General features: G+C 69.0%; 13 protein-coding genes. 5 read left to right on the forward strand and 8 right to left on the reverse strand.

The genetic code is table 11. The features are described from left to right. Positions 1–3: 3 nt before the first annotated feature. Genes OQ789_RS00795 through OQ789_RS00815 form a run of 5 tightly spaced genes read right to left on the reverse strand, consistent with a single transcriptional unit; the run spans position 4 to position 4,308 of the window. On the reverse strand, positions 4–921 hold the full coding sequence (locus OQ789_RS00795) for an MBL fold metallo-hydrolase (protein ID WP_324682767.1): 918 nt from the start codon (positions 919–921) through the stop codon (positions 4–6). Next, positions 921–1,679 (reverse strand): 5-oxoprolinase subunit PxpA, encoded by a 759-nt coding sequence (locus OQ789_RS00800; RefSeq protein ID WP_324682768.1) that lies wholly within the window; start codon positions 1,677–1,679, stop codon positions 921–923. Before OQ789_RS00800 ends, OQ789_RS00795 begins: the two co-directional genes overlap by 1 nt. A 9-nt stretch (positions 1,680–1,688) precedes the next feature. After that, positions 1,689–2,549 (reverse strand): metal ABC transporter permease, encoded by an 861-nt coding sequence (locus OQ789_RS00805; protein ID WP_324682770.1) that lies wholly within the window; start codon positions 2,547–2,549, stop codon positions 1,689–1,691. After that, complete coding sequence (locus tag OQ789_RS00810; protein WP_324682772.1) at positions 2,549–3,370, reverse strand: metal ABC transporter ATP-binding protein; 822 nt, start codon at positions 3,368–3,370, stop codon at positions 2,549–2,551. Before OQ789_RS00810 ends, OQ789_RS00805 begins: the two co-directional genes overlap by 1 nt. Beyond that, positions 3,367–4,308, reverse strand: a complete 942-nt coding sequence (locus OQ789_RS00815) for a metal ABC transporter solute-binding protein, Zn/Mn family (RefSeq protein WP_420716016.1) — start codon at positions 4,306–4,308, stop codon at positions 3,367–3,369. The genes OQ789_RS00810 and OQ789_RS00815 overlap by 4 nt, the downstream gene beginning before the upstream one ends. Positions 4,309–4,430: 122 nt before the next feature. Between OQ789_RS00815 and OQ789_RS00820 the strand changes: the two genes are divergently transcribed. Beyond that, the gene (locus OQ789_RS00820; RefSeq protein ID WP_324682774.1) at positions 4,431–5,510 is read left to right on the forward strand and encodes a LacI family DNA-binding transcriptional regulator; all 1,080 of its coding nucleotides are present in this window, start codon (positions 4,431–4,433) and stop codon (positions 5,508–5,510) included. 6 nt (positions 5,511–5,516) lie between these two features. Here OQ789_RS00820 and kstR read toward each other — a convergent pair whose 3' ends face one another. Further along, positions 5,517–6,116: a cholesterol catabolism transcriptional regulator KstR gene (gene kstR / locus OQ789_RS00825; protein WP_324683338.1), complete on the reverse strand. Its 600-nt coding sequence runs from the start codon at positions 6,114–6,116 to the stop codon at positions 5,517–5,519. Between the two features lie 343 nt (positions 6,117–6,459). Between kstR and OQ789_RS00830 the strand changes: the two genes are divergently transcribed. Then, positions 6,460–8,583, forward strand: a complete 2,124-nt coding sequence (locus OQ789_RS00830) for an acyl-CoA dehydrogenase (RefSeq protein ID WP_324682776.1) — start codon at positions 6,460–6,462, stop codon at positions 8,581–8,583. Between the two features lie 22 nt (positions 8,584–8,605). Here the strand turns inward: OQ789_RS00830 and OQ789_RS00835 are convergent, their stop codons facing one another. Both OQ789_RS00835 and OQ789_RS00840 read right to left on the reverse strand, forming a co-directional pair. Next, positions 8,606–9,139, reverse strand: a complete 534-nt coding sequence (locus tag OQ789_RS00835; protein ID WP_324682778.1) for a hypothetical protein — start codon at positions 9,137–9,139, stop codon at positions 8,606–8,608. A 50-nt stretch (positions 9,140–9,189) separates the two neighbouring features. Beyond that, a complete protein-coding gene (locus tag OQ789_RS00840; RefSeq protein WP_324682780.1) occupies positions 9,190–10,284 on the reverse strand; it encodes a ferredoxin--NADP reductase in 1,095 nt (364 codons plus the stop codon). 158 nt (positions 10,285–10,442) lie between these two features. Between OQ789_RS00840 and hsaA the strand changes: the two genes are divergently transcribed. Genes hsaA through hsaC form a run of 3 tightly spaced genes read left to right on the forward strand, consistent with a single transcriptional unit; the run spans position 10,443 to position 13,404 of the window. Beyond that, entirely contained in the window at positions 10,443–11,627 is a 1,185-nt protein-coding gene (gene hsaA, locus OQ789_RS00845) for a 3-hydroxy-9,10-secoandrosta-1,3,5(10)-triene-9,17-dione monooxygenase oxygenase subunit (protein ID WP_324682782.1), read from the forward strand. Beyond that, positions 11,627–12,502: a 4,5:9,10-diseco-3-hydroxy-5,9,17-trioxoandrosta-1(10),2-diene-4-oate hydrolase gene (gene hsaD / locus OQ789_RS00850; protein WP_324682783.1), complete on the forward strand. Its 876-nt coding sequence runs from the start codon at positions 11,627–11,629 to the stop codon at positions 12,500–12,502. Before hsaA ends, hsaD begins: the two co-directional genes overlap by 1 nt. Continuing rightward, on the forward strand, positions 12,502–13,404 hold the full coding sequence (hsaC, locus tag OQ789_RS00855) for an iron-dependent extradiol dioxygenase HsaC (protein ID WP_324682785.1): 903 nt from the start codon (positions 12,502–12,504) through the stop codon (positions 13,402–13,404). The genes hsaD and hsaC overlap by 1 nt, the downstream gene beginning before the upstream one ends. The last annotated feature ends 1 nt before the right edge of the window (position 13,405 follow it).

Consider the following 13,405-nt stretch of genomic DNA (forward strand, 5'->3'; position numbering starts at 1 on the left):
GCTTCACTGCCAAGGGTCTTCGCGCCGCCACAGCGTGGGCAGGTGGATCGTGACGCCGTCCTGTGCGGCCAGCTCGTCGAGGATGCCGATCGACACGTCCAGGTCATCACCCGCATAGGGCAGGGCGCGCAACGGTTTCGTCAGCGGGCGAAAGAAGTCGTCCCAGTGAATCAGAACGACCCGGCGCGCCCCCACCGCGCGCACGGTCTCGGTCCAGTAGTCGACCAGGTAGGAGCGCGACCGTAATCCCAGCTGGCCGACGGACAGGTATGCGGCGTCGGCGCGCCGGCCGGCCAGCGCGCCTTTGACGAAGCCGGCACTGCCCTGGATCAGCAGTCGCCGGTTTGTCGGGCGGTGACACACCAGCATCGACCAGGACTCCCCGCAGCGATACGCCGACGCCCGTACCGGCGGGTTCACCGGTTGGTCGATGACGCCCGGGAACCGGTCGGGCGGGCAGTGGTGCGACTCGATCAGGGTGACGTCGTAGGCGCCCAACGGAATCGGTTCGCCGTCGACCGCAACCACGATCCGGTTCTCGGGCAACCCGTACCCGCGCCCGACATTGGCCGCGGACTGCCCGCCGACCAACTGCGCGCCCGTGCGGTCGGCGACCAGCGCGGAGTCCAGCACGTGGTCGAAGTGGGTGTGCACGGGTACCACCGCCGCCAGCCGCGAGACCTTCGCCCGTGCAAGGCATCCGTCGACGCGCGCGGGCACGGGCGCCACCTTGCCGGCCGCGACCCTGGCCAGGCTCGGCCGGGAGAAGTAGCCGTCGGTCAGCAACGCCGACGAGCCGTCGTCGACCAGCAGGGTCGCCACTCCCATCCACGTCACCGAGAGCGCGCCGGGTTCGGCGGTGGGGGCGTCGAATCGGTTGGCGTAGCGGGCGATATCGGGCCGGCCGGGCTTCATGCGCATCAGCCGAAGGCCCGCATCTCGACGCCGGACGCCTCGAGGCGATGGCGAACGGCGGCGGCGATCTGCACCGCTCCCGGCGAATCGCCGTGCACGCACACCGATTCCGCTTTCAGGGCGAGGCGGGTGCCGTCGATGGCGGTGACCTCATCCGAGGTGACCATCGTCAGCACCCGGTCGGCGATCTGCGCCGGGTCGTGCAGCACCGCCCCCTTCTCGCGGCGCGACACCAGCGCGCCGTCCGGCCGGTAGGCCCGGTCGGCGAAAGCCTCTGCGACCGTGCGCAAGCCGCGGCGGGTGGCTTCGCCGAAAAACGCGGAACCCGCCATGCCCAGCACCGGCAGCCCCGCGTCCACCTGGCGCACCGCCTCGGCCACCGCGGCGGCCTGTTCGGTGTGCGTCACGATTGTGTTGTACAGCGCCCCATGCGGTTTGACGTAGCACACCGCCGTACCTGCCACGTGCGCTATCGACCGCAGCGCGCCGATCTGATACACCACATCGGCGACGAGATCCTCGGCGGAAACGTCGATGAAGCGCCTGCCGAACCCGGCCAGGTCGCGATAACTCACCTGTGCCCCGACCCGGACACCGAGCCGGGCGGCCGACCGGCATACCCGCAGCAGGCCCGCCGGGTCGCCGGCATGGAAGCCGCAGGCGACGTTGGCGCTCGTGACGATGCCGAGCATGGCGTCGTCGTCACCCAGGCGCCACACGCCGAAGCCCTCGCCGAGGTCGGCGTTGAGGTCGATGCGGGCCACCCGCCCAGCTTAGGCGGCGGCTTCGTGCCGGCGTCCGATCAGCCAGCAGACCAGATAGATCAGGAACGAGATACCGGCCACGAAGACCGACACCGGCACGCCGGGCGCCAGCGACAGCACCAGGCCGCCCACCGCGGCCACCTCGGCGAACACGACGGAGGTCAGCATCGCCGCCGCAGGCGAGGCGACCACCCGGGCCGCGGCGGCCGCCGGCGTGATCAGCAACGACATCACCAGCAGCGCGCCGACGATCTGCACCGCCTGGGCCGCCACCACGCCGACCAGCGCGGCGAACACGATGCCCAGCGCGTAGACCGGCACACCGCGGGCCGCGGCCACATCGGGATCGACCGTGGCGAACAGCAGCGGGCGGTAACACGTCACCAGCACGACGATGACGAGCAGGCAGACCAGGGCGAGCATGGTCAGGCCGGTGTAGCCCACCCCGACGATCTGGCCGGTCAGCAGGGCGAAGCTGGTCGACGTGCGGCCCGGGTAGAGATGGATGAACAACACCGCCAGGCCCAGCCCGAACGCCAGCACCACGCCGATCACGGAGTCGCGCTCCCGGTCGCGCCGCCCCAGCACGCCGAACAGCGCCGCGGCCAGGGCGCTGCCGATCAGCGCGCCCAGCCCGACGCCGAAGCCGGCCAGCAGCGCGAAAGCGGCGCCGGTCAGCGACAATTCGCTGGAACCGTGCACGGCGAACGACATCTGCCGCATGACGATGAACGGCCCGATCAAGCCCGCCACCAGGCCCAGCAGCGCGGCCGCCAGCACCGCCTGCTGCACGAAGTCGTGGCCGAGCAGGTGGGCGGTGACGTCGAAGGAGAACAAGTTGTCCAGCAGGCCTGCGAGCCGATGCTCCATCAGCAATACCCGTCGTCGCGTGCGCCGGCCACGACGTAGCCGTCCTTGACCTTCACCACCTGGATGTCGGATCGGTACAGCGCCGACAATGTCCGGCTGGTCATCACCTGCTCGACGGTGCCGATCTCGAACCGGCCGTCTACCAGATAAAGCAGCCGGTCCACGTACGGCAGGATCGGGTTGATCTCGTGGGTAACCACCATGACCGTGGTCGAGGTGTCCCGTCGGCGCCGTTCGATCAGCGCCGACACCAGCTTGGCGTTGGCGGGGTCCAGCGTCAGCAGTGGTTCGTCGCACAACAACAGCGGCGGATCGCTGACCAGCGCCTGCGCGATGCGCACCCGCTGCAACTCCCCGCCCGACATCCTGCCGACCCGGACGTCCGCGAGGTGTTCGCAGTTGACCTGGCGCAGGGCGTGCTGCACGGCCGCGCGCCGGCGGGCCCGATCGGCGGACCGCAACGGGATGGCGCCCCAGCGCGGCCCGTCGATGCCCAGCCGAACCAGGTCACGCCCGCGCAGCATCACGTCGGCGTCCATCGGATGATGTTGCGGCACATAGCCGATGCGCCCGCTGCCCGAGGTGATCGGCTTTCCGTCCACCAGCCCGCTGCCTGCGCTCAGCGCCAGCTGCCCGAGCAGCACCCTGAGCAGAGACGTCTTCCCGCTGCCGTTCGGGCCCAGCACAGCGACGAACTCGCCGCGCGATACCGACAGGTCCAGCCGGTCCCACAGGACGCGGTCGCCGAACGACAGCCGCGCGCCGCGCAGCGACACGGTCTCGGCAGGATCCTTCACGGCCGCGACGGACTCGATGCTCATGACCGCGGCAGCCGGCTCGACTGCAGCGCGGACTGCAACTGGTTGACCGTATTGCGTTGCCAGGTCAGGTAATCCGTGCCGTCGGGCAGGGTTTCGGACACGTCGGTGACCGGGACGCCCGCGCGTCGCGCGGCGTCACGCAGGGCGGTGATCGCGGCTGTCGCGGTCTGCGGGTTCACCAGCACCGCCGTGACTTGTCGTCGGTTGACCAGGTCGAGGACGGCCGCCATGTCCGACGGCGCGGGGTCGGTCTCGTTCTCGGTGGCCGCCTCGAAGGCGGGCGGGGTCCGGTTCTGCAGGCCGGAGGCCTTCAGCAGATAGAACGCGACCGGTTCGGTCGCGATCACAGAGGTGTTGGGGTGGGTGGCCGCTATCGCGTGTTCGGCGCCCGCGATGGAGTCGGCGTCGCGGCCGAACACCGCGGCGTTGGCCCGGTAGTCGGCGGCGTTGGACGGGTTGATGGCCGCGAGCCGCTCGGCGATGGTGGCGGCGACGGATTTGGCGACGGCCAGATCGTAGAAGACGTGCTCGTTGCGGGGTTGTCCGTCGGCCACCAGGAAGGAGAAGGCGCTGATCGCCTTGGCCGGGTGGTGGGCCAGCACGTCGTCGACCCAGGCGTCGTAGCCGCCGCCGTTGCACACCACCACCGGGGCGTCGGCGATCGCGGCGGCATCCGCGGGACTCACCTCGTAGGAGTGCGGGTCGATGTCGGCGCCGCTGAGAATGGATTTGACGGTGGTGTGGCGGCCCGCGACCGCGCGCGCCACGCTGCCCCACACGTCGGTGGAGGCGACGATGGAAGCGGCGCGGGGGTGGGCCGGGGCGCCGCAACCGGGGAGCAGCACGCCGCCGGTGAGCAGCAGGGCGGCCAGCAGCCAACGCGTCGCGTCGGCGGTCCTGGCCTCAGCCGTTCGTTGCCGCGTGAGTGCTATGCGCACGTCCGATTTCCTCCCACCGGCCAGCCAGCCGATCCACAATACTAATGAAAACCGTTTCCATTACAAAGCCGCAACCTGAAGCTCATACGCGCGGCACCGAATCCGCTGTAGCCTCACCGAACGTGAGTCCCACACCGCGCCGGCGTGCGACTCTGGCGTCGCTGGCGGACGAGCTCAACGTCTCGCGCACGACGATCTCGAACGCCTTCAACCGCCCCGATCAGCTCTCCCCGGATCTGCGGGAGCGCGTACTGGCGACGGCCAAGCGGCTCGGATACGCCGGCCCCGACCCGGTGGCGCGATCGTTGCGCACGCGCAGGGCCGGTGCGGTCGGCCTGGTGATGGCCGAACCGCTGACGTACTTCTTCAGCGACCCCGCCGCGCGGGACTTCGTCACCGGGGTGGCGCAGTCATGCGAGGCGCTGGGGCAGGGGCTGCTGCTGGTGGCCGTCGGACCCAGTCGCAGCCTCAAAGACGGCACAGCCGCGGTGCTTTCGGCGGGCGTGGACGGCTTCGTGGTGTATTCGGTGTGCGACGACGACCCCTACCTGCAGGTGGTGCTGCAGCGCAGGCTGCCGATCGTGGTGGTCGACCAACCCAAGGGGCTGGCCGGCGTGTCGCGGGTGGGCATCGACGACCGCGCCGCGATGCGCGAGCTCGCCGACTACGTGCTGGGTCTGGGGCATCGCGAGATCGGGCTGCTGACAATGCGATTGGGCCGGGAGCGACGCCAGGGCCTGGTGGACGCCGACCGGCTGCGCTCGCCGTCCTTCGACGTGCAACGCGAACGGATCACCGGCGTGTGGGAGGCGATGACGGCGGCCGGCGTCGACCCGAATGCCCTGACCGTGGTGGAAAGCTATGAGCACGAGCCCGCATCGGGCGGCGCGGCCGCCGAGGTTGCGCTCAAGGCCAATCCGCGGATCACCGCGCTGATGTGCACGGCGGACATCCTCGCTCTTTCCGCCATGGATTACCTTCGGGCACATGGCATTTACGTGCCGGGCCAGCTGACGCTCACCGGTTTCGACGGCGTGCCCGACGCCATCAGCCGCGGCCTGACCACGGTGGCGCAACCCAGCCTGCAGAAGGGCCGCCGGGCCGGGGAGCTGTTGGTGAAGCCGCCGCGATCCGGCTTGCCCGTCGTCGAACTGTTGGACACCGAGCTCATCCGAGGCCGCACCGCCGGTCCGCCGGCGTGAGCTCCGTTACTTGGCCTCTTGGTCGCCGATCAACAGCCGCACGGCGAGTTCCAGCCGCTTGCTGACGTCGGTGGCCGAGGCGCGCCTGGTCAGCCATGCGAGCAGGTTGTTCGTCCAGACATCCGAGATCACCCGGGCGACTTGGTATTGGTGCTCGGTCGGTTCGCCGTCGGCCATCGCCCGCGCGAACATGCCGTCGATCAGCTTCTCTACCTGGTCGACCTCGCTGGAGGCCGACGCGTCGGCGAACACGTAGGCGCGCGTCATCGCCTCGGTGAGCAGGGGATTGCGCTGCATCGCGCGGTTCAGCTTGCCCACCATGAAGTTGAGCCGCTGAAAAGGCGTGCCGTCGGTCATCGCCGAGCGGTCCGTCTTGGCGTCGATGCGGCTGAACTCGCGACCCAGCGCCGACACCAGCAGGTGCACCTTCGAAGGGAAGTACCGGTACAGCGTCCCCACCGCGACGTCGGCGCGATCGGCCACCGCCCGCATCTGGACCGCCTCGTAGCCACCCTTGGACGCGATGGCCATGGTGGCATCGAGGATGCGCTTGCGGCGTTCCCGCTGCGCCTCCGAACCCAGTTCGGACTCCGCCAGAACCGCCACGTTCACGACCTCCCGCGGCTGCGCGTCAGAGACGCGGCCCGGATTTGCGTTGGCTGGCATGTGACGGTTTGCTCCTGTTCCCGGCGGTTCGTTTGCAAACGATACGCATCATGCGTGTGAATTTCCCACCTCCATGCCGCCGCGGACGTCCGCTGTGCTGCTGTAATGCGGTTCGACTTGACGGTCGATCGCTGGCACTATTAGAACACGTTCTAGTCTCCGGAGAGCGGGTTGCGTGCCGACACGTGACGCGGAGATACCCGCTTGCGGGCAGATCGCACAGTCAGGGCAGGGGCCCAGCTCCCTTGTCGCATCGAGAGTCAAGGACGCGGAGGTCCCTCAAGTGGTAGCGACCGTCACCGACGACCAGTTCGCCGCGCGGGCCCTGGTGCGCGACTGGGCCCGCAATTCGACGTCGGGGCCCGGCGGTACCGCGGCAATCCGCGACGTGGAGCAGGGCAAGCCCGACGCCTGGCGGCCGGTGTTTTCCCGGCTGGCCGACCTCGGGATCTTCGGCGTCGCGGTCCCCGAGGAGTCGGGCGGGGCCGGCGGCAGCATCGAAGACCTGTGCGCGATGGTCGAGGAAGCCGCCAAGGCGCTGGTCCCCGGGCCGGTCGCGACCACCGCCCTGGCCACCTTGGTTGTCCCTGATCCGGAGTTGCTGGGCGAGCTGGCCACGGGTGACCGCTTCGCCGGGCTGGCGCTGCGGGGCGACGTCGACTTCGACGACACGACGTCGACGGCCTCGGGCGTCCTGCCGTTCGCGCTCGGTGTGGCCGACGGCGCCGTGCTATTGGCGCCGGCGGGCGGCAAATGGTTGCTGATCGACACCGGCGCTGCGGGCGTGCGGATCGAACCCCTGCAGGCCACCGACTTCTCCCGGCCGCTGGCCCGGGTGGCGCTGGACTCGGCGCCGGCCACCGTGGTGCCGGACAGCCACGAACGCGTCGAGGAACTGGCCGCGACTGTGTTGGCGGCCGAGGCGGCCGGCATCACCCGATGGTCGCTGGAGACGGCCGTCGACTACGCCAAGGTCCGCGAGCAGTTCGGCAAGCCGATCGGCAGCTTCCAGGCCATCAAGCACATCTGCGCCGAGATGCTGTGCCGCGCGGAGCAGGCCGAGGTGGCCGCCGCCGATGCCGCGCGCGCCGCCGCCGAGGGTGACGACGCCCAGTTCGCCATCGCCGCGGCGCTGGCCGCGAGCACCGGGATCGCCGCCGTGCAGGCCAACGTCAAGGACTGCATCCAGGTACTCGGCGGCATCGGCTGCACCTGGGAGCACGACGCGCACCTTTACCTGCGCCGGGCGCACGCCATCGGCCGCTTCCTGGGCGGGCCACAGACCTGGCTGCGCCGCATCACCGCGCTGACCCAGACGGGGGTGCGGCGCCGGCTGGGTATCGACCTCACCGCGGTCGAGGGCCAGCGCCCACAGATCGCCGCGACCGTGGCCGAGGTCGCGGGCCTGCCGAACGAGAAGCGCCAGGCCGCGCTGGCCGAGGCGGGCCTGCAGGCTCCGCACTGGCCGGCGCCCTACGGGCGCGGCGCGGGACCGGCCGAGCAGCTGTTGATCGATCAGGAGCTGGAGGCGGCCGGTGTGGTCCGGCCCGACCTGGTGATCGGGTGGTGGGCGGCGCCGACCATCCTCGAGCACGGCACGCCGGAGCAGATCGAGCGTTTCGTACCGGGCACCACGCGCGGCGAATTCGTTTGGTGTCAGCTGTTTTCCGAGCCGGGAGCCGGTTCGGACCTGGCCTCGCTGCGCACCAAGGCGGTGCGCACCGACGGTGGCTGGCTGCTGACCGGGCAGAAGGTGTGGACGTCGGCGGCGCACAGGGCGCGCTGGGGGGTGTGCCTGGCGCGCACCGATCCCGACGCGCCGAAGCACAAGGGCATCACCTATTTCCTGGTCGAGATGAGCTCACCGGGCATCGACATCCGCCCGCTGCGCGAGATCACCGGCGACTCGTTGTTCAACGAGGTGTTCCTGGACAACGTGTTCGTTCCCGACGAACTGGTGGTCGGCAAGGTGAACGACGGCTGGCGGCTGGCCCGCACCACGCTGGCCAACGAGCGGATCGCGATGGCCAACGGAACCGCGCTGGGCAACCCGATGGAGGAACTGCTCGAGTTGCTGGCCGAGCTCGACCTCGACGCCGCGGAGCAAGACCGGCTGGGGCGGCTGATCATCACCGCCCAGACCGGCGCGCTGCTGGATCAGCGGATCGCACAGCTGGCCGTCGGCGGTCAGGACCCCGGGGCGCAGTCCAGCGTGCGCAAGCTCATCGGTGTCCGCTACCGCCAGGCGCTGGCCGAATACACGATGGACGTGTCCGAAGGCGGCGGCCTGGTGCACAACCAGGCGGTGTTCGACTTCCTGAACACCCGCTGCCTGACGATCGCGGGCGGCACCGAGCAGATCCTGCTCACGGTCGCCGCCGAGCGACTCCTCGGCATGCCCCGCTAGCGGGGATCGGATCCGGCCCGGGTCAGGAGAACGTCGTCACCGCGCAGGTGCTCGGGGACGTGATGTTGACCCCGGAGTAGACCACCTGGATGTGGGTGCAGGCGATGACGTTGTTGTCGGTCTTGGGCTGGCCCGTCTGCCAGTCGGTGGAGTCGATGCGCCCGTTCGTCTGGTACTTGTCCGGCGGGCCCTCGCCCATGTAAATGGTGGTGATCTCGTCGGAGCCCATCGACTTGTGCACCCGCTCGTACTGGCCGTCGGCGTGCGCGTCGAGATAGGCCAGCCGGTTCGACGACCGGATTTCGGTAGTTTGCCGGGCCCACAGGCCCGGCGGGAAGCCGGTCGCCCCGTCGGGCGTCAGCATGTCCGCCCCGGCGGTGAAGTCGCAGTGACCGTCGGCCTTGAAGCAGTTGAGGACGATGCGCGTCTCCAGCTGATTGGGCCCGTCCAGCGGGATCAGCGTGGTGGCGGTGTTGCTTGCCGCCGCGCATACCGCGGCGGGCAGGAACATGGGCATCACCGCGGCGACCGCGAACCCCGACACCAGCCGCATCATCGACGCTCCCTTTCCCGGTTTGCTAACCCAGGGCGAACTTAACCCCGCGACTACTCGTCGTAGGTGACTTCTACCGAATCAGATTCCGGGTGAGATTGACAGGCCAGGATCAGGCCCTCGTCCAGATCCTGCTGCTCGAGCACGTCGTTGACCTCCATGCTCACGTTGCCTTTGCGCAACGTGCACGCACACGCGCCGCAATGGCCCTCGCGGCAGGAGAAGGGGGCGTCGAGGCCCTTGGCCAGCAGCACGTCGAGCAGCTTGGCGTCGCGCGGCCACGACACGGTGTGGGTCTCGCCGTCCAGTTCGACCACCGCGGTCGCGGGCGGCTCGTCGCCTTCGGCCGTGTCGGAGATCTTGATCGCCGCGAACGGATCTGACTCGAGCGACTTGAAGACTTCGATATGTATCTGCGGCGCAGGCACTTTCAGTGTCTCCAGGGCCTGCCTGGCCGAGTCCATGAAGGCGCCCGGGCCGCAGATGAACACCGGGCGATCGGTGTAGGGGGCGGCCAGCCGGGCCAGCGCGGCCACGCCGGGCAGGCCCTGCAGCGATTCCAGCCAGTGCAGCACCGTGAGCCGGTCGGGATACTTGGCCGCGAGCTCGCGCAGGGCGTCGGAGAAGATCACCGAACTGTCGTCGCGATTGGCGTAGAGCAGCGCCACCTGCCCGCTGCCCTCGGCCAGCGCCGACTTGCAGATCGACATGATCGGGGTGATTCCGCTGCCCGCGGCCATCAGCAGGAAGTCGCCGTCCAGCGTTTTGGGCACGAAGTTGCCCGACGGGGCCAGCACGTGGATCCGCATGCCCTCGCGTGCGTGGTCGCACAGCCAGTTGGACGCGTAGCCGTCCGCGGTCCGCTTGACCGTGACCGTCAGCGCGTCGTCGGTGAACGGGGAGCTGCACAGCGAATAGCAGCGGGCCACCGACCCGGTGCGCTCGCTGGGGATGCGCAGCGTCAGGAACTGCCCGGGGGCGTACCGCAGCCGCTCGGGGGGAATGTCGGGGTCGCCCGGGTCGGCCGGTGCGGCGAATACCAACGACCGCGCGTCGTCGGTCTCGGCGATGACCTCGGCGACCTGCAGTTCGAGTACGTGGTCGCCGAGTGGCTCGTCGAGTGCCCGGTCCGGATCAGCCTCGGTCAAGGCCCGTCCCTTTCTGTCGTTGCAACTAGAACATGTTACAGAAAAGCTAATTCGTATCGCTACCAGCCGCAGGAATACCCTGCTCGACACAAATCGGAACGTGTTCTAGTCTCTGGTGTGAGTCCGCTCGGTAAGTCTGGCGCAGGAGGCAAACGTAAGTGACGTCTATTCAACAGCGTGACGCGCAGTCGGTCTTGGCGGGGATCGACGACCTGCTGCCCAAGATCCGGGAGCGCGCTCAGGCGACAGAAGACCTGCGCCGGCTGCCCGACCAGACGGTTGCCGAGCTCGAAGAGGTCGGCTTCTTCACGCTGTTGCAGCCCGAGCAGTGGGGCGGGTTGCAGTGCGATCCGTCGCTGTTCTACGAGGCGGTGCGACGGCTGGCCGGCGCGTGTGGTTCCACCGGCTGGGTGAGCTCGATCATCGGCGTGCACAACTGGCACCTGGCGCTGTTCGACCAGCAGGCCCAGCAGGAGGTCTGGGGCGAGGACCCCGCGACCCGCGTCTCGTCGTCGTATGCCCCGATGGGTGCGGGCGTGGTGACCGAGGGCGGTTACCTGGTCAACGGTTCGTGGAACTGGTCCTCGGGGTGCGACCACGCCACGTGGGCGTTTTTGGGCGGTCCCGTTATCAAGGACGGCCGACCCGTCGACTTCGGCAGCTTCCTGATCCCGCGCAGCGAGTACCGCATCGACGACGTGTGGCACGTGGTCGGCCTGCGCGGCACCGGCAGCAACACCGTGGTGGTTAAGGACGTGTTCGTGCCGCGGCACCGGTTCTTGTCCTACAAGGCGATGAACGACGGCACCGCGGGCGGGTATCAGACGAACTCCGCCGCCGTCTACAAAATGCCTTGGGGCACAATGCATCCCACAACTATCTCGGCGCCTATCGTCGGAATGGCCTACGGCGCCTACGACGCGCACGTCGAGCACCAGGGCAAGCGGGTGCGTGCCGCGTTCGCCGGCGAGAAGGCCAAGGACGACCCGTTCGCCAAGGTCCGCATCGCCGAGGCGGCCAGCGACATCGACGCGGCGTGGCGCCAGCTGAGCGGCAATGTTGCGGACGAGTACGCGCTGCTGTCGGCCGGCAAGGAGATCCCGTTCGACCTGCGGGCCCGCGCCCGCCGCGACCAGGTGCGCGCCACCGGCCGCGCGATCGCCTCCATCGACCGGCTGTTCGAGGCCTCTGGCGCCACGGCGCTGGGCAATGACCAACCGGTGCAACGGTTCTGGCGAGACGCGCACGCCGGCCGGGTGCACGCGGCCAACGACCCCGAGCGGGCCTACCAGATCTTCGGAAACAACGAGTTCGGGTTGCCGCCCGGCGACACCATGGTCTGATGACCGCGGCAACGGGGGAGCTGACCTTCGAGTCCACCTCGCGCTTCGCCGACGTGGACGTCGACGGACCGCTGCGGCTGCACTACCACGAGGCGGGGGTCGGCAACGAGCAGACGATCGTGCTGCTGCACGGCGGCGGCCCGGGCGCGGCGAGCTGGACGAACTTTTCGCGCAACATCCCGGTGCTGGCGCAGCGATTCCATGTGCTGGCCGTCGATCAGCCCGGCTACGGCCACTCGGACAAGCGCGCCGAGCACGGTCAGTTCAACCACTACGCGGCCCGGGCCCTCAAGGGCCTGTTCGACCAGCTGGATCTGGGACGCGTTCCGCTGGTTGGCAATTCGCTGGGCGGGGGCACCGCGGTCCGGTTCGCCCTCGACTGCCCCGACCGGGCCGGGCGCCTGGTGCTGATGGGTCCGGGCGGGGTGAGCGTCAACCTGTTCGCCCCCGACCCGACGGAGGGTGTCAAGCGGCTGGGCAGGTTCTCCGCCGAGCCCACCCGCGAAAACCTCGAGGCGTTTCTGCGGGTGATGGTCTACGACCAGAAGCTGATCACCGACGAGCTGATCGACCAGCGTTTCGCGCTGGCCAGCACTCCGGAGTCGCTGACGGCGACCCGCGCGATGGGAATGTCGTTCGCCGGAGCCGATTTCGAGCTCGGCATGATGTGGCGCGAGGTGCATCGGCTGCGCCAGCCGGTGCTGCTGATCTGGGGCCGCGAGGACCGGGTCAACCCGCTCGACGGTGCGTTGGTGGCGCTGAAAACAATTCCGCGTGCACAGCTGCACGTTTTCGGGCAGTGTGGGCACTGGGCGCAGGTAGAGAAGTTCGACGAGTTCAACAAGCTCACCATCGATTTCCTGGGAGGTGCGTGATGAGCATTCGTTCGCTGGCCTACTTGCGCATCGAGGCCACCGACATGGCGGCTTGGCGCGACTACGGCCTGAAAGTCCTCGGCATGGTCGAGGGCAAGGGCAGCACCGAAGGCGCGCTCTACTTGAGGATGGACGATTTCCCCGCTCGGCTGGTGATCGTGCCCGGGGAGCAGGACCGGCTCATCGAGGCCGGCTGGGAATGCGCGAATGCCGAAGGTCTGCAGGAGATTCGGAATCGCCTCGACGTGGAGGGCACGCCCTACAAAGAGGCCACCGCCGCCGAGCTCGCGGACCGACGGGTCGACGAGATGATCCGGTTCTCCGACCCGTCGGGCAACTGCCTGGAAATCTTCCACGGCGCCGCGCTCGAGCATCGCCGGGTGGTCAGCCCGTACGGGCACAAGTTCGTCACCAACGAACAGGGCCTGGGGCACGTGGTGCTCACCACCCGCGACGACGAAGAGACATTGCACTTCTATCGGGATGTGCTGGGCTTCAAGCTGCGTGACTCGATGCGGCTGCCGCCGCAGGTGGTCGGCCGGCCCGCCGACGGGCCGCCGGCCTGGCTGCGCTTCCTGGGGTGCAACCCGCGCCACCACAGCCTGGCGTTCATGCCCGGGCAGACCCCCAGCGGCATCGTGCACCTGATGGTCGAAGTGGAGGAAGCCGACGACGTCGGGCTGTGCCTGGACCGGGCGCTGCGCCGCAAGGTGCCGATGTCGGCGACGCTGGGCCGCCACGTCAACGACCTGATGCTGTCGTTCTACATGAAGACGCCCGGCGGATTCGATATCGAATTCGGTTGTGAGGGAAGAAAAGTCGACGATATCGATTGGATTGCCCGCGAAAGCACTGCGATCAGCCTCTGGGGCCACGACTTCAGCGTCGGCTTCAAGGGTTAAC

The sequence above is a fragment of the Mycobacterium sp. 94-17 genome, assembly GCF_035617725.1.
In the GTDB taxonomy this organism is placed as follows: domain Bacteria; phylum Actinomycetota; class Actinomycetes; order Mycobacteriales; family Mycobacteriaceae; genus Mycobacterium.